Source organism: Tessaracoccus defluvii (assembly GCF_014489575.1).
In the GTDB taxonomy this organism is placed as follows: Bacteria; Actinomycetota; Actinomycetes; order Propionibacteriales; family Propionibacteriaceae; genus Arachnia; species Arachnia defluvii.
Map to the genome: position 1 here is coordinate 3,518,203 of NZ_CP060789.1, position 15,870 is coordinate 3,534,072.

13 protein-coding genes are annotated in these 15,870 nt (G+C 71.1%); 3 read left to right on the forward strand and 10 right to left on the reverse strand.

All coding sequences use genetic code 11. From position 1 onward, the window contains the following. The 6 genes from H9L22_RS16580 to meaB form a co-directional block, all read right to left on the reverse strand. The gene (locus tag H9L22_RS16580) at window positions 1–1,428 is read right to left on the reverse strand and encodes a peptidoglycan D,D-transpeptidase FtsI family protein (RefSeq protein WP_187720864.1); all 1,428 of its coding nucleotides are present in this window, start codon (window positions 1,426–1,428) and stop codon (window positions 1–3) included. Continuing rightward, the gene (locus H9L22_RS16585) at window positions 1,425–2,834 is read right to left on the reverse strand and encodes an FtsW/RodA/SpoVE family cell cycle protein (RefSeq protein ID WP_187720865.1); all 1,410 of its coding nucleotides are present in this window, start codon (window positions 2,832–2,834) and stop codon (window positions 1,425–1,427) included. Before H9L22_RS16585 ends, H9L22_RS16580 begins: the two co-directional genes overlap by 4 nt. Continuing rightward, window positions 2,834–4,273, reverse strand: coding sequence for a PP2C family protein-serine/threonine phosphatase (locus H9L22_RS16590; RefSeq protein WP_187720866.1), 1,440 nt, complete (start codon window positions 4,271–4,273; stop codon window positions 2,834–2,836). Before H9L22_RS16590 ends, H9L22_RS16585 begins: the two co-directional genes overlap by 1 nt. Further along, window positions 4,273–4,734 carry an FHA domain-containing protein FhaB/FipA gene (locus tag H9L22_RS16595; protein WP_187720867.1) on the reverse strand — a complete coding sequence of 154 codons (462 nt, stop codon included), beginning with the start codon at window positions 4,732–4,734 and terminating at the stop codon, window positions 4,273–4,275. The genes H9L22_RS16590 and H9L22_RS16595 overlap by 1 nt, the downstream gene beginning before the upstream one ends. A 2-nt stretch (window positions 4,735–4,736) precedes the next feature. Beyond that, complete coding sequence (locus tag H9L22_RS16600) at window positions 4,737–5,441, reverse strand: FhaA domain-containing protein (protein WP_187720868.1); 705 nt, start codon at window positions 5,439–5,441, stop codon at window positions 4,737–4,739. 71 nt (window positions 5,442–5,512) lie between these two features. Continuing rightward, on the reverse strand, window positions 5,513–6,538 hold the full coding sequence (gene meaB / locus H9L22_RS16605; RefSeq protein ID WP_406707796.1) for a methylmalonyl Co-A mutase-associated GTPase MeaB: 1,026 nt from the start codon (window positions 6,536–6,538) through the stop codon (window positions 5,513–5,515). 109 nt (window positions 6,539–6,647) lie between these two features. Here meaB and H9L22_RS16610 point away from each other — a divergent pair, with 109 nt between their 5' ends. Further along, window positions 6,648–6,839, forward strand: a complete 192-nt coding sequence (locus tag H9L22_RS16610; RefSeq protein ID WP_187720870.1) for a DUF5302 domain-containing protein — start codon at window positions 6,648–6,650, stop codon at window positions 6,837–6,839. Between the two features lie 48 nt (window positions 6,840–6,887). On the opposite strand, the gene H9L22_RS16615 is transcribed toward H9L22_RS16610, so the two are convergent. After that, entirely contained in the window at window positions 6,888–8,699 is a 1,812-nt protein-coding gene (locus H9L22_RS16615; protein ID WP_187720871.1) for a hypothetical protein, read from the reverse strand. A 126-nt stretch (window positions 8,700–8,825) separates the two neighbouring features. Here H9L22_RS16615 and H9L22_RS16620 point away from each other — a divergent pair, with 126 nt between their 5' ends. Together H9L22_RS16620 and H9L22_RS16625 are read left to right on the forward strand one after the other, a co-directional pair. After that, window positions 8,826–9,785 carry a glycoside hydrolase family 43 protein gene (locus tag H9L22_RS16620; RefSeq protein WP_187720872.1) on the forward strand — a complete coding sequence of 320 codons (960 nt, stop codon included), beginning with the start codon at window positions 8,826–8,828 and terminating at the stop codon, window positions 9,783–9,785. A 112-nt stretch (window positions 9,786–9,897) separates the two neighbouring features. Next, on the forward strand, window positions 9,898–10,890 hold the full coding sequence (locus H9L22_RS16625; protein WP_187720873.1) for an alpha/beta hydrolase: 993 nt from the start codon (window positions 9,898–9,900) through the stop codon (window positions 10,888–10,890). A gap of 11 nt (window positions 10,891–10,901) precedes the next feature. Here H9L22_RS16625 and H9L22_RS16630 read toward each other — a convergent pair whose 3' ends face one another. The 3 genes from H9L22_RS16630 to H9L22_RS16640 form a co-directional block, all read right to left on the reverse strand. Then, entirely contained in the window at window positions 10,902–12,974 is a 2,073-nt protein-coding gene (locus H9L22_RS16630; protein WP_187720874.1) for an alpha-L-rhamnosidase-related protein, read from the reverse strand. A 121-nt stretch (window positions 12,975–13,095) separates the two neighbouring features. After that, complete coding sequence (locus H9L22_RS16635) at window positions 13,096–14,553, reverse strand: glycoside hydrolase family 43 protein (RefSeq protein WP_187720875.1); 1,458 nt, start codon at window positions 14,551–14,553, stop codon at window positions 13,096–13,098. A 78-nt stretch (window positions 14,554–14,631) separates the two neighbouring features. Beyond that, a complete protein-coding gene (locus tag H9L22_RS16640) occupies window positions 14,632–15,285 on the reverse strand; it encodes a ThuA domain-containing protein (protein ID WP_187720876.1) in 654 nt (217 codons plus the stop codon). Between the last annotated feature and the right edge of the window lie 585 nt (window positions 15,286–15,870).

The following is a 15,870-nucleotide window of genomic DNA, read 5'->3' on the forward strand; positions in this document are numbered from 1 at the left end:
TCACCGCAACGCCTCCACGACGGCGGTGAAGATGGGGGCGGCAAGCCGGCCCCCGGAGATGTCGTCGCGATCCACGTCGGCGTTCTCCACGAACGCGACCACCGCGACGTGCGGGTCCTCGGCGTACCCGACGAACCAGGCGTACGGGGGACGGTCGGGGTCACTCTGCGCGGTGCCGGTCTTCCCGCCGACGACGACGCCGTCGATGCGGGCCGGCTTGCCGGTCCCCTCCTCGACCGTGGCGACCATCATCTGCTGCAGCGCCGTGGCCGTCGCCTCCGAGACGGGGGTCCGCAGCACCTCCGGCGTGGTGGAGCTGAGCACCGTCAGGTCGCGGTTCGTGACGGTGCTGACCAGGTACGGCTTCATCATCACGCCGTCGTTGGCGATGGCGGCGGCCACCTGCACGATCTGCAGCGGCGAGGCCGCGACGTCGTACTGACCGATCGCCGAGAGGGCGGTCTGCGCCTCGTCCATTTCGTCGGGGAACCGCGACGTGGCGGCCGAGATGTCGATCGTCTGCTCCTGGTTGAAGCCGAACGCCTCGGCCATCTCCTGGAGCCGGTCGGCGCCGAGGTCGAGGCCGACGTTGGCGAATGCGGTGTTGCAGGAGGTGAGCAGCGCCTGCTGCAGCGAGATGCGGGTGCCGCCGCAGTTGGTGGAGTTGCCGATGGAGCGGCTCGAGTTGGGCAGTCGCAGGGAGTTGGGGGCGTCGACCTGGCTGTCGGGCACCATGCCGTCCTCGAGGGCGGCGGCCGCGGTGACGAGCTTGAATGTCGACCCGGGTGGGTACACCTCGCGGGTGGCCCGGTTCTTCAGCGGTTCTCCCGACGCCTCGAGCAGCTCGGCCCACGAGTTCTGTGAGGCGGTCAGGTCGACGGTGGACAGCCGGGTCGGGTCGTAGGTGGGCGTCGAGACGAGGGCGAGGATCTCGCCGGTCGTGTAGTCCATCGCGACGACGGCGCCCTGCTTGCCGCCCAGCGCCTTCACGGCGGCCTTCTGCGCGGCCGCGTTCAGCGTGGTGGAGATGTTGGCGCCCTGCGACTTGCGGCCCGTCACCACGTCCATGATCCGCCCGAATGACTGGTCCGCGGAGGTGCCGGCCAGCTGCTCGTTGTAGCTCTGCTCGAGTCCGGAGCGGGCGAAGAAGTAGGAGTACCAGCCCGTCACGGCGCTCCAGATCTCCGGATCCGAGTAGGCGCGGATCCACGGGAAGCGGCCCTCGTTCGGCACGGACTCGGCGATGGGGTCGTTGCCCACGAGGATGGCGCCCCGGTTGGCTGCGAACTCGGCGTCGCGGACCCGTCGGTTGCGGCCCTCGGCGTTGAGGTCGTCGGCGCGGAAGACAGCGGCATAGGTCACGTTCAGGAGCAGCAGTGCCATCAGCACCGCCACGAATCCCGTCACCTTGCGGATCGGCCCGTTCATCGGATGATCACCGCCGTCGCATCGTCGGCCACGTCGGGGCCGTCGTCGATCCGGAGCGGCTCGGGGGAGGCGGTGGCAGTCTGGGGCATGCGGGCCCGGTGGGAGATCACCATCAGGATGCCGATGATCATCCAGTTCGCGACGAGGCTTGAGCCGCCCTGGGACATGAAGGGCGTCGTCAGGCCCGTGAGCGGCAGCAGGCGGGTCACCCCGCCGATGATCGCGAACACCTGGAGGGCGAAGACGAAGCTCAGGCCGGCGGCCAGCAGCTTGCCGAAGCCGTCCGGCGCAGTCAGGGCCGTCTTGAACCCCCTGGCCACCAGCAGGGCGTAGCAGACGATGATCGCCATCAGGCCGAGCACACCGATCTCCTCGCCGAGCGCGGCGGCGATCATGTCGCTCTTCGCCAGCGCGGTCAGGCCGGGACGGCCCAGCCCCCAGCCGCGCCCGAACAGGCCGCCCCAGGCGAGCCCGAACTGGGCGTTGATGATCTGGCCGTTGCGGTCGAAGTCGCTGAAGGGGTCCAGCCAGGCGTTGACGCGGCGGGGCACATGGTTCGTGAACTTGTACGCGGCGACCGCGGCGATGAGGAACAGGCCGCCGGCGAGGATCGGCCAGGCCGGACGTTCGGTGGCGATGTAGATCATCACCGTGAAGAGGCCGAAGAACAGCAGCGAGGTGCCCAGGTCGTTCTGGAACACCATCACACCCAGCGACACGAGCCACATGATCAGGATCGGGGCCAGATCACGGCCCCTCGGCAGATCGAGCCCGAGGAAGCGACGCCCGGCCAGCGCGAGGACCTCGCGCTTCTCGTAGAAGTAGGCGGAGAAGGCGATAGCCAGAAGGATCTTCGCCACCTCGGCCGGCTGGAAGCTCAGCCCGAAGACCTTGATCCAGATCCGCGCGCCGCCGAGTTCCACGCCCAGCGGCGTCAGCGGCAGCAGCAGCATCACGAGGCCGGTGAGGAACATCAGGTACGGGTAGCGCTGGAGTCGACGGTGGTCCCGGAGCACGAAGACCACGGCGGCGAACAGCACCAGGCCGAGCCCCGTCCACAGCAGCTGTGTGGCCGAGTCTGTCTTGATCGGGTCGGGGATCTGGTCGATGCGGTAGATCATCGCCAGCCCGAGCCCGTTGAGGAGGAATACGATGGGCAGGATCACCGGGTCGGCGTAGGGGAGCCGGAACCGCACCACCAGGTGCGTCGCGATGCCGAGGCCGAACCAGATGCCCCCGACGACCGCCATGTCGGGAGGCAGGTCCCCGTACAGGTTCAGGTGCGTGATGAACCAGCCGGCGAAGCCGAAGGACTGAGCCATCAGCAACAGCGCGAGCTCGACGTTGCGTCGGGGTCGGTGGACGATCACATGGTCGGAGACCGCCGGCTGGACCTGGGCGGACATCAGCAGGCCTCCGGGTCGGCCTCTTCGGTGGCCGTCGGGGTGAGGGTGCCCACCGCGATCGGTCCCTGGGTGGACGTGGCGATGGGGCTGCCAGGAGCCACGGGGGCCCCGGTCCCGCGGGGCAGGCCGGGCATGGTCGACGTGGGGCTCGGCGTGGGCGTCGCCGTCGGAGAATCGACGGCGGGCGGACGCAGCCTTTCCTCCCGCACCGCGACGCAGCGCTCCGCGATGCCGCGCAGCTGGGTGGTGGTGCCGCGGGCGCTGTCGAGGCCGGAGACGACGATGATGCCGCCGACGGCGCGCTGGTAGAACCGCGGCAGGTCGGTGACCTCAATGTCGGTGCGCTCGACCTTGGTGTTCAGGTCGATGCCGAGGAAGCGGCCCGGCAGGCCGTTGTAGATGGTGACGTAACCGTCGTCGTCGGCCACGAAGTAGCGAGAACCCGCGTAGGCCGAGAGCACCCACACGCCGCCGCCGATGACCAGGGCGATGGCCAGGATGACGGCGAGGATGCCGGGCCACCGGCGCCGCGGTGCCTGGGCGGGCGCGTAGCGGGCCACCTCGGAGGCGTCGTGTTCCGGGTTCGTGGGCTCCGGGGGCGTGGGGTAGGCCGGGTCCCTGTCCTCGCGGCCGGAGGCCTGGGACAGCTGCCCGGTGCGGGGGATCGTCACCTCGGTGGCGGAGCCGACGAGGAGGCCGGGCAGGGCGTCGAGCTCGTCGTCCTGCTCGACGACGTCGCCGATGACGATGGTGATGTTGTCGTGGCCGCCGTTGGTGTTGGCTGCGGCGGCGAGGCGGGCGATGGCCTCGTTGATGTCGGGGAGTGACAGCAGTTCGCGGAGCAGGGGATCGCTGACCAGTCCGCTGAGCCCGTCGGAACAGAACATGATGCGGTCGCCGAGGCGGGCGTCGATCAGCTCCAGGTCGGGCTCGAACTCGACCTGCCCGTTCAGGACCTTGAGGATCAGCGAGCGGTGCGGGTGGACGGCGGCCTGCTCCGGGGTGATCTTGCCTTCATCGATCAGCGCCTGCACCCAGGAGTGGTCGTGCGTCAGTTGGGTCAGTTCCCCGTCGCGCAGCAGGTAGCCGCGGGAGTCGCCGACGTGTGCCAGACCGAACTGGCGACCGTCGAACATGGCGCCGCAGAACGTGGTGCCCATGCCGTCGAGCTCGAGATCCTCGTCGATGAGGTCGGTCAGCTTCGCGTTGGCGCGGGCGATGATGCCGGCGATCCGCTCCAGCATCTCGTCGCCGCTCTCGGCCCGGTGATCGGAGCGGGCGACCTCGGTGGAGGCGACGGCGGAGGCGAGGTCGCCGGCCGCTGCGCCACCCATGCCGTCGGTGACGACGAGCAGGTTGGGCGACGCGTAGCCGGCGTCCTGGTTGTTCTTGCGGACCCGACCGACCTCGGAGTGGGCTGCGAAGCGGAGGCTGAACATCAGATCTCCAGCCGCATCAGGGTCCTGCCGATGCGCACCACGTCGCCGACGGTGACCTTGGTCGGTTCAGAGATCGGCTTGCCGTTGACGTAGGTGCCGTTGGTGGACTGGAGGTCGGTGATCACCCATGTGGTGGCGTCGTGCTGGATCAGTTGGGCGTGCCGCGCGGAGGCGTAGTCGTCGTCCAGCAGCAGCGTCGAGTCGGCGGCCCTGCCCAGGTTGATCGTCGGCTCGACCGGAACGGAGACCCCCTGCTGCGGGCCTGCCGTGATGGCGAACCGCGTCGGCAGCTTGGAGCGGTTCTTTCCGCGGCCGCGGTCGGCGGGCACCGTCGCCAGGGACGAGGCGGGGACGCGGCGGCCGTACAGGTCGGTGCGGATCACGTTGGCGACGAACAGGATGAACAGCCAGAGGAGAGCCAGGAAGGCGATCTTGATCGCAGCGACGATGAGGTCGGACAAGGTCAGGACTCCGAGGGGGTGTGGATCAGCATCCTCGTGTTGCCGATCTCAATCCTGGATCCCTCCCCGAGACGCGTCTTGGTGACGCGGCTCCCGTTGACGTGTACACCGTTCGTGGAGCCGAGATCCTCGATGGTGACGAGAGGGTGCTGCGGGTCGCCCGCGACGTTGATCAGGGCGTGGCGGCGCGACACGCCGGGATCGTTGAGTCGCACGTCAGCCTCCGAGCCGCGGCCGATGAGGATGCCGGGCGCGACGAGCGGGTGACGCACGCCGTTGACCTCGAGCACCATCCGTCCGGGACGCACAGGCTGGTCGGGTCGGGCCTGCGTCGTGCCTGCGACGGCTTCGCTTGCGACGGTGAACTGCCCTGTGGGCAGCGCCTCGTCGAGCACGTAGTCGATGGAGATGGGGCCGTTGAACACGTACTGGCGGTCGGCCGCGTGGTCGCGGATGCCGGGCAGGATCTCGGAGTTCAGCGTCTTGGCGTACGGGGTGAGGCGGTCGTAGTCGTTGCGCGACAGGCCGATCGTGAAAGAGTTGGGCACCAGCCGCCGTTCACGGCTCAGAAGCTTCGCCTCGGTGTCGAGTTCCCGCTGGATCCCGGCCACGATCTCGACAGGGTGCACATAGCCCTTGAAGGCCCGCGCGAAGACCTTGCCGACGGCGGACTCGATCCGCTTCTCGGCCTTGTCAAACACCCCCATCGCACCCTCCTGCCTCGTGGTCTGCCTGCCTGGAACGGCGTCAGTCTACCCGGCCACCCCTCCGCGGCGCCTCAGGCGGGGTGGGTGGAATCCGCCCAGGGCAGCGTGCCAACCGTCTGCGCGAACGTCTTGAGGATCTCCTGGGCACCCTCGAGGGCCGAGAGGGACTCCTGTGCGAGCTCGGCCTCGACCCGGGCCGCCGCGGCCTTGACGGCGGGGGCGGTGCGCAGCGTCTCCATGAGTTCGTCGCGCACCATGTTCCAGAGCCAGTCGCGCTGCTGGTCGAGCCTGCGGCTGGCCAGCTGGCCGCGGTTCTCGAGCTCGGCCCGGTGCTCGGTGACCTTCGTCCACACGTCGTCGAGCCCCGCCCCTGTGTAGGACGAGCAGGTGAGTACGGGGGCCCTGCGCTTCTCGTTGTCGCTGGTGACGAGCTTCATGGCGATGCTCAGCTCGCGGGCGGCCATGCGCGCCGCCTGCTCGTTGTCGCCGTCCGCCTTGGTGATCGCGATGACGTCGGCGAGTTCGAGGATGCCGCGCTTGATGCCCTGCAGCTGGTCGCCGGTGCGGGCGACCTGGAGCATGAGGAACGTGTCGACCATGCCGGAGACGGCGACCTCGGACTGCCCGACGCCCACCGTCTCGACGAGTACGACGTCGTAGCCGGCCGCCTCGAGGATCAGCATCGATTCGCGGGTGGCCCTGGCGACGCCGCCGAGGTGACCGGCCGACGGGGAGGGTCGGACGAAGGCGGCCTCGCGTTGGGTGAGTTCGCCCATGCGGGTGCGGTCGCCGAGGATCGAGCCGCCGGTGCGCGACGAGGACGGGTCGACGGCCAGCACCGCGACCTTGTGGTGGTGCTGGTCGATCAGGCGGGTCCCCATGGCGTTGATGAACGTCGACTTGCCGGCGCCGGGGACGCCGGAGATGCCGACGCGGAAGGCGTCGCCCGTGCGGGGCGCGATGCGTCGCAGCAACTCGTGGGCCTGCTCGCGGTGTGCGGGTTTCGTCGACTCGACCAGGGTGATCGCGCGGGCGATCAAGCCGCGATTACCGGTCTCGATCCCGTTGATGATCTCGTCCAGGCCAATCCTTCGCATGTCTTTCACCCTATCCACAGGCGGTGCGCGGGTGCCCGGAGGGTCACAGAATGCCTGTCGGATCGACCAAAGCTCAGCCCTCGTTGCGCGGCCCGGCTAGCGTTGGGGCATGTCCGAAGCAGAAGACCGCGAGCAGGAACCCGCCAAGCTCGATCCGAAGGAGGCCATGCGTCAGGCGCTGGAGCGCAAGAAGCAGGCCGAACACATGTCCTCGTCGCACGGCGTCACCGCCGACCGTGGTGAGGTTCACACGCACGGGAAGGTCGGCGGGAAGCGCGAGTTCCGCCGCAAGTCCGGGTAGTCGTTACCGCAGCCCATCACCGCCCCCGGCCCTCGGCCGGGGGCGGCTCTATGTCCGGGCCCGTTCGATCAGCCGTCGGGCAGAGATGACGGCCCGCGCCTTCCCGGGGCGTCCGGCCGTGGCCGTCACCCCCGGGAGCCGGAGCGTCGAGGGCTCGGCCGCCCCGGAGTCGACGGCGCCGCGGGCCTCCGGCAGCAACTCGGCCAACACGTCTATCACGTCCGCGGTGCCTGTCAGCAGGCGGCTGCGGGACGCGGAGAGGGCGACCACGTCATCGAGGACGGGCCACACCAGCGCCAGCATGCCGTCGCGGGCGAGGTCGAGGCAGAAGGTCGCGAAGGTGGCGAGGCCGGTCGGTCCGTCTCCCTCCTCGAGCAGCGTGACGTCGACGCTTCCAGGGCGGATCAGCCCCCTGCTCCACGCCTCGTGGACGGCTGTGGCGGCGTCGTCGACGGCTGCGGGATGCGGATCGCGCTGCAGTGTCAGCATCGCGGTGGCTGCCCGGCGCCCCAGGGGCTCGCGGCTCCGCGCCAGCTGCCGCAACAGGAGGCCCAGCTCAGGCCCTTGGGTGAGGTGGATGCCGGCCCCGGGCGTCGTGCGTCCCCGGCGCAGCACCTCGGCCACCACAGGGCCGGCGCGGGTGGTGCCGTCGTCGACGCGGACCTCCAGGTCGGCCAGGGCGGCCAGGACATCGTCGGTCGCGTCGGCAGGATCGACCCTGGTCAGCGCCAGGCGCAGGTCCGCACCGCAGACGACGGCGCCTGTTGAGGCGTAGCGACGGAGCCGGCCGACGAGGTCGGCGACGTCGATGCCCAGGTCGAGCCAGGTCGGTGTGGACAGCAGGAGCGGGAGTTCCCCGAGTCGCCGCATGACGCCCACCTCGCGGGAGTCCGCGGGGTCGGCGATCACGGCGGGCAGGGTGTGCCGCGGATCGACGCCGTCGACCCAGGCCCGGACGTGGCGCAGCCCGTAGGCCTCGCTGCCCGGGACACCGGCCAGCGCGACGCGGGCGGCGGCTGGATCGTGCCAGGCCACGGCCGTGGCCGATGCCAGGAACTGCTCGGCCTCCACGTCGACCACGCCCGCCGGGCGGCCGAGGAGCCGTCCAGCCAGCTCGGTCAGGGGCGCGGCGTCGGGATCGTTCGTCCGGAACCGGGGCAGCTGCCACACCGGGGGAGTGGGACGCCACAGGCCGACGGTCGTCGTCGGTTCCGGCTCGTCGTCCTCCAGTGCGATGCGCCACCTCGCCGTCAGCAGCAGCGCGGAGCGCACCAGCTGCCGGTCGGAGCTGGCGAGGTGCGGCGGCAGCAGGGCGCTGACGAGGCTCACCACGTCGGCGGCAGGCCGCGGCCGGGTGGCGGCAGCGTCGAGGACGGTGCGGGCGACCTTCTTGATGTCGGTGGGGAGGGTCACCGAGAGCACATCACCGAGGAGGTCCTCGTCGCCTCCGGCGATGAGCGGTGGTGCGAGTTCGGTGGCGACGGCGCTGTCGCCGTGTGAGAGGACCGCCACCAACAGGTCCGCCCAGTCGAGCAGCTCCTCATCGGTGACGCCGAGGCCCTGCCGGAGCACGCCGGTCCAGACCTTCCTGTCGACGGGGCGCTGGGCGCCGTCGAGGGCGACGAACGCCGTCTCGACCGCCGTCACCCGGTCGATCCAGCGTCGCCCGACGGCGAGCGGCAGCAGCTCGCCCAGGGGGCCGGTCGGGTTGACGCCCCCCACCAGGGCCGCGGTGAAGTGCTCCAGGAACCCGGCCCGGGCCGGGGCCTGCTTCGGGACTGCGGCGCGGCCGGTGAGGGCCTTCTTCGTCAGCGCCGCCCAGTCGTCGAGGGGTTCCTGGTCGTCGGGCGTGGAGGTCACGGCCCCTACGGTAGCGAGGTCGGTGAGCCACCCGCCGGTCTCACGGGGCGGATGGGGAGCGTATCTGTATCGTTGGGGTGGTTCATCGGCGGCAGGCGCCCGCCCCGTCAGAGGAGATCCACGACCATGTCAGAGCGATACGGCTACGCCCTCGTCCACTTCGTCGAGGATCAGCACGGCCATGCCGAGAAGATCTATCTTTCGCTGAGCCGGGGCGACGACCCGCTGCGGTGGCGCCGACTCAACGGCGGTGAGGCGGTCCTCGAGTCCGTCGCCGGCACGACCGGTGTCCGCGACCCTCACATCATCCGACGCCACGACGGCTCCGGCTACCACATCATCGCCACGGACCTGTGCGTCTGGGCGGGTGGGCCGGTGCTGGACTGGGACGCGATGTCCCGCAACGGCAGCCGCGACCTGGTGATCTGGGACTCGCCCGATCTCGTGCACTGGTCCGAGCCCCGCTATGTCACCGTCGCGCCCGAGAACGCCGGCATGGCGTGGGCCCCCGAAGCCCACTACGACGAGGACTCCGGGGACTACCTCGTCTACTGGTCGTCGAAGCTGTACTACGACGCCAGCCGAACCGGCACCTCCTACTCCCGGATCCTCGCCGCCCACACGAGCGACTTCGTCACGTTCACTCCGGCACAGGTGGCACTCGATCAGGGTGTCGAGGTGATCGACATGACCGTCTACGTCGAGGACGCGCAGGATCCGCAACCGGGGCGCGTGCACAGGATCGCGAAGGACAACGACCCGCAGGGACGCGGCATCTTCCACGAGGTCGGCCGGGAGTTCTTCGGCCCCTTCACCCCCGTCGCGGAGGGCGTCGGCCGGGAGATCGCCGAGGGCATCGAGGCGCCGCTGATCTTCCGCGACAACCAGGAGGCCCGCTGGTACCTCTGGGTTGACTCGTACGAGCTCGACCCGCAGGGATACCGGGTGCTGACCACCACCGACCTCGGTGCCGGGGCCTGGGTGCCGCTGCAGGGCATCGAACTGCCGGCTGCGACCAAGCACGGGACGGTCCTGCCCCTCACCCGGGCCGAGTACGACGCTCTCGACGGGGCCCGGTTCGACTGACGCGGACCCGTTCCCGGGGATCCTCCCGCCGTCTGGACCCCGTGGACGAGGAGCGCCCGGCCCCTCACTAGGATGTCTGCGGCAACGAAGCACCCGACCCAGGAGCCCCGACATGCAGGTATTCACGGAAGAACTGACGGCGACCGGGCGGCTCACCGCCTACGTCCAGGACCCCAGCGACGAGCTGGCCAGCGCTGCGACGCGGCCCGCGATGCTCGTCCTGCCCGGCGGCGGGTACCGCTTCTGCTCCGACCGCGAGGCGGAGCCCGTGGCACTCGCCTATCTGGCGCAGGGCTTCAACTGCTTCGTGCTCCGCTACGCCGTCGGGGAGCATCCCTGGACGGACTCGTTCGCCGACGGCGTCGCCGCCCTCGAGTGGATCCGCGACCACGCCGACGAGGTGAACATCGACCCGGAGAAGGTCGCGGTCGTCGGGTTCTCGGCGGGCGGGCATCTCGCGGCGAGCCTCGGCGTCTCTGCGCCCCGCCGCCCCGACGCGCTCGTCCTCGGCTACCCCGTCACCCTGGCCGAGTTCGGCCCGCCGGTGGGCAAGGAGTTCATCGACTGCCCCTCGCACGTCGACGAGCTGACGCCGCCCACCTTCCTGTTCAGCACGCAGGGCGACACGCTCGTCCCGATCCGCAACAGCCTGCGCTTCCTGACCGCGCTGGCCGAGCACGACATCGCCTTCGAGTCGCACATCTACCTCCTCGGCCCGCACGGGCTCAGCCTGGCCACGGCCGCCGTCGCCAACGGGCGTGCCGCCATGGTCGACGACAGCGTCTCGCAGTGGCTGACCGACAGCGTCACGTTCCTGCGGCGCATCTTCGGTGACTTCGCCGTCGCGGGCGAAGCCGAGGTCTACGCCGACCTGCTGGAGCGCCGTCGGCCGGGGCTCGACATGCCGGTGAACCGCCTCCTCGCCGACGACGCGCTGACGGCCGTGCTCGACACCCATCTCCCGGCCGAGGTGATCGCGGCCCTGCGCAGCGACGGCCTGGCCTGGAGCCTGTCGCTGCGCGACCTGTCCGGCCACCAGCCGGAGCTGCTGAACGCCCGGGTGTTGGAGGGACTCGAGCGCGACCTGCACGCCGTGCGGAACTGAGGGGCCTCCCGTCAGGGGGCCGTCGCGAACCTCAGCTCGGTCGGTCCCTGTAGGAGTTCCCCGCCGTGGACCAGCGCGTGCCCGGCCGGCACCGTGACCGAGACCTCGGCCTGGGTCGCCAGCACCGTGATCTCGCCGCCGGGCACCGCGACGATGGCCCCGACCCAGGCGAGGTCGCCCAGCCGCGGGTCGACGGCGAACGTGGCCCAGCCGTCCGACAACGGCCGCAGCCCGCAGACGATCTCGGGCAGCAGCTGGGCCGGACCCGCCGCCCAGGCGTGGCAGAGGCTCTTGCCGAACGGCCGCCCGTACATCTCGTAGGGGCTGGCCCCGTCCTCCGGGAACTCCTCCCAGAACGTGGTCGCGCCCAGCGCCAGCATCTCGCCCCACCGGCGCCGGACCTGCTCGACGGCCGCGTCGGGCCGCCCCGCCTCGGCCAACGCGCGGACGGCGAAGGTCGTCACGAACGGGGTGCGGGTCTCGGGCGCCGCCAGCTGCCGGGCGGCCTGCCCGGCGACGGCGCCCTCGGGGGTCAGGCCGGCGAGCAGCGCGAAGACCCCGGGATAGGGGGAGGCCGCGACGTCACCGTCGAGGTACTCGCGCCAGCCGCCGGCCGAGGAATCCCAGGCCCTGGCGTGCAGCGTCGTGCGGAGCCGGTCGGCCGCCTGGCCCCAGCGGACGGCGCCGTCGTGGCCGGCACGCTCCAGCAGTTCCCGGCCGGAGCGCAGCGCCCAGAACCACAGGGCCTGCAGCGCGACAGGGTCGCGGCCCGGCTCCACGTCGAAGCCCCAGTCGACGAACACGGCCTTGGGGTACGCGTCGACGCCGGGGCGGGGCCGCAGCACGCCGTCGTCGCCGGCCTCCTCCGCGAGGGTCGCCAGGGCGGCGTCCACGTCGTCGGCGACGGCGGCCAGGAAGTCGGCGCCGTCGAAGTAGCGGGCGTAGTCGGCCAGGCAGTTCAGCCACCACAGGGAGTAGTCGACGATGCCGTTGACGTAACCCGAGACCGGCTGCCCGAGGGCGATGAAGCCGCGCTCGGCGAGCGCCCGGTCCGGGAAGGCGTAGGCGGCGGCGGGCACGCTGACGGCGAGGTCGCCCATCCACGGGACCCGGTCGCGCTTGATGCCGTCCAGCAGCAGACCGTGTGTGCACTGCCGGAGCGTGTGTGCGGAGGCGGCCCAGATGTCGGTGAGAGTCTCGTCGGAGCAGGCGAACGCGCCCCGCCGTCGGATCGGGTAGGCGGGCGCCTCGACGGTGACACGGGCGACGTCGTCGGCCTCGACGGCGAGGTAGCGCAGGGCCAGTTCGTGCACCGACTCCCAGCGGCCGTCCCCTCGGGGCCGGACGTCGTGGTGCTGCTCGGTGTGCCTCGCGGTGCGGGCCTCCAGTTCGGACTCGCCCGCGAAGATCGTCGGCCGTCCGGGGCACTCGATCACCACGCGGCCCAGGACCTCGGCCGGCAGGACGAACAGGTCGCCGTCCTTGTGGAGTTCGAGCTCGTGGACGGGGTTGCGCAACGCGTCCGGCGCGACCTCGTCGGTGCCCCCACCGACGGCGGCGGCGACCCACACGCCGTCGCCCGTCCGCACCTCGACGGTTGGGGTGGGGCCGTCGACGACGGTGAATCCGGCCGCGCCCGACCGGTTCACCAGGGAGGAGACGTCATCGCCGGAGCGGAACGGCCGCGACGGCCCCCGCAGCGGAGCCGGATCGCCCGTCGCCACCGTGACGACGTAGGTGGAGGCGCCGCTCAGGCGGCTCAGGCCGTCGTGGCTCTCGGAGGCCCCCGCCGAGGCGAGGGTGACGGCGCCGGTCGCCCGGATCGTCAGCGCGGCCTCTGCCGACAGCGTGAGGCGGAAGTCGACGGTCGGGGCGACGGCACCGAAGTTGGAGGCGAACTCGACGTCGACGGCGGCCGCGAACCCCTCACGCACCAGGCGGTGCAACAGGCCGAGTTCCCACTGGCCGGGGGCCGCGAACCAGGGGCGGGTCGGCGTCGGCGCGCCGTCGGGCAGCGGGTCGGGGGAACGGGTCAGGCTCAGCTGTCGCAGCGCGTCGATGCTCGGAGGAAGAGGGAGGGCCACGTCACGTCTCTCGGGAGGGGGATGGTCGACGGGCGCCGGGCGTCGTCTGCGAACGCTCCGGGCCCGACACCATCCTTGCCGACCCGGCCGGGTGGCGGCCAGCCGGGTCAGTCGAGTCGGCTCAGGCCTGCCCCGGCCAGTAGCGGAACAACCGCACCGTGACGGCGCCGTCGAGTGCCTGGACGCCCACGGTGCGGCCGGTGAACCCGGACGCCACCTCGGTCGACACGTAGCGGCCGTCGACGGTGGCTAGCGTGGCGACCGCGTCGCCGTCGACCACGGACATCGAGATCAGGTCGGGGGCATCGGCGGGGCGCGGGCCCTGCTCCGGCAGCGCGGCGGACAGGCGCAGCGTCACGGTGGGGCCGGCGGGCAGGCCCGCCTCGCCGAAGATCGTGGTGAACGGGCCGGCCTGGCCGAGGGCCCGCACGCGGCCGTCCCCGGCTTCGATGGAGTACCAGTGGTCGTCGTCGAGGTAGACCAGCAGGCGGCCGGTCCCCGACGCGACGTCGAAGGTCGCCTCCGCCGTCCACTCCAGGTCCTGCACCCGGATCACGAGCGGTCGGCCGGGGTCCAGGGCCAGCCCCTCCGGGCCGGGCGTCGCGTGCGAGAGGTCGCCCTGTGGGACGACCCAGCGGGGGCTGGGGGCGGCGGTGAAGTCGTCGGTGAGCGCGGTGTCGAACGGGTGCGCGACCGCCAGATCCTCGCGGAACACAGGCCAGCCGTCGACCCACTCGACCGGGCAGATGAACGTCTCGCGCCCGATGAGGTGCCACGAGGGAGTGCGACCCTGCGGCCGGACGCCGTGGTAGCAGGCCCACCACCGTCCCTCGTACTCGATGAGGTCGGCGTGACCGACCGACTGGACGGGGTGGTCCGTCGAGCGGTGCGTCAGGATCGGGTTGGCGGGGTGCGGCTCCCACTCGTCGGGTGCCGCGTCGGGCCGGGAGGCGCGGGCGATGGTGACGCTGTGCCCCTTCTCGGTGCCGCCCTCGGCCAACAGCACGTACCACCAGTCGCCGACGTGGTAGAGGTGCGGGCCCTCCGGGGCCTTCATCGTCCCGGTGCCCGGCCACACGTGACGGATCTCGGAGAGCCTCGCGCCGGTCAGGGGATCGATCCTCACCTGACCGCGGCCGTCGCCGTGGAAGTGGTTCCAGGTGAGCAGACAGTCGCCGTCATCGGTCCACACCAGGTCGGGGTCGATGCCGAGCGTCCCCTCCACGGCGACCGGATCCGACCAGGGCCCGGCCGCGTCCTCGGCGTGGAAGATGAGCTGGCCACGCATGAACTCGCCGATGTTGGTGGTCACGAACCAGAAGCGGCCGTCGTGATGGCGCAGGGTCGAGCCGTAGATGCCCGCCGAGGCGCCAGCGAAGGTGGCCAGGTCGAGCTGGTCGGGCCGGTCGATGACGTTGCCGACCTGCTCCCAGGCGACGAGGTCGGTCGAGCGGAACACCGGTGCGCCGGGGAAGTACTCGAACGACGAGTGCGCCAGGTACACGCCGTCGGGGCCGACACACCAGGTCGGGTCGGAGTAGAAGCCTGGGATGGCCGGGGTCAGGTTGTGGAAGGTCAACGGTGGTCCTCCTAGGGGCGTTGCGCCGTCGGAGACGACGATACGGGCCCCAGGCAGGTTGCCGGTGAGGGCCCCGGGTCAGCCCGCGGCGGCCCAGACCGCCAGCCGACGCAGCAGCTCCCGATGCCCCTCCGATTCGTAGGAGCGTGCGTCGTGGCCCAGCACGTCGACGGCGATCCGTGCCGCCCCGTACTCCCGCACCCACGCCGTCGGCTCCGGCGACGACGCGCCGTCGTGTTCGGCGACCGTGCGGCTGTGGCCGATCCGCTGAAGTCCGCAGTAGCGCTCGTCGAAGACGTCGAAGGGCGTCGTCAGGAAGCGGCCGGCGCCGGCGGAGGGGGTGATGGTCGCCACGCCCGCGTCCGGATGCCAGGAGAGCCCGGGCACCCACATCCCGCCGACGGCGGCGGCCCAGTCGGGGTAGTCGCGCAGCGAGGAGACGGCGCAGTGCAGCGCGAGGACGCCCATGCCCTGCTCGAGGGCCACTGTGAGGCCGCGGATCGCGGGGGAGCCGGCCGGCAGCCGCTCGTCCGTGTCCCGCCACGGGTCGCCCGCGTTGACGACCAGGAGTTGGACGTCGTCGAGGCGGGTCATGGCGCCGTCGACGTCGTCGTCGACGGTGACGGTGAAGCCCGCCTCCTCGAGGATCGACGCCAACAGGGGGCTGGTCTCGGGGAAGGGGTGCCACGGGTCGGCGTACCGGCCAGCCCCGCTCGCGATGACTGCGCGCATGGATGTGTGCCTCCGGTCCAGTCGGCCAACGTGAGTGCTGCAACCCTATCGAGAGGGGGCCGTTCCGATGCCCCGAGTCGCGTCCAGGCGCCAGTCCCCGACACATCGCGGCGGGGCCTCGATCTGGTTGACGGCGGGCCGACATCGGCGGGTCATGTGTCGTCTGACGATGCCCAGGGATGGAGACATGGGGAGGTCGACGACCGGGAAGTGGCGGTGCGTCGAGTGGGGGCTGGCCGTCCGGTGGTTTGGTCGGGTCGGTTGTGGGCAGAGTCCTCCCTCTGAAGTCGGTAGCGGTGGTGCTGGCACGCTGACGGCGCTTCGGGACGCTCGTGCATTCGTCCGGCTTGCCGTGCATTTGTCTGGCTCTCCGGGCATTTATCTGGCTTCCCGGGCATTTGTCTGGCTTTCCGGACATTCGTCTGACTCGGCCGTGCATTTGTCTGGCTCGGCCGTGCAGTTGTCTGGCTCTCCGGGCATTTATCTCGCTCCAGCGTGCACTCTGCTGGCTCTAGCCGCCGTCATGGCGATATGCACACAGCGGCGGTTCCACGGAGATTCGTGCACGGGAACCCGCTCGACGGA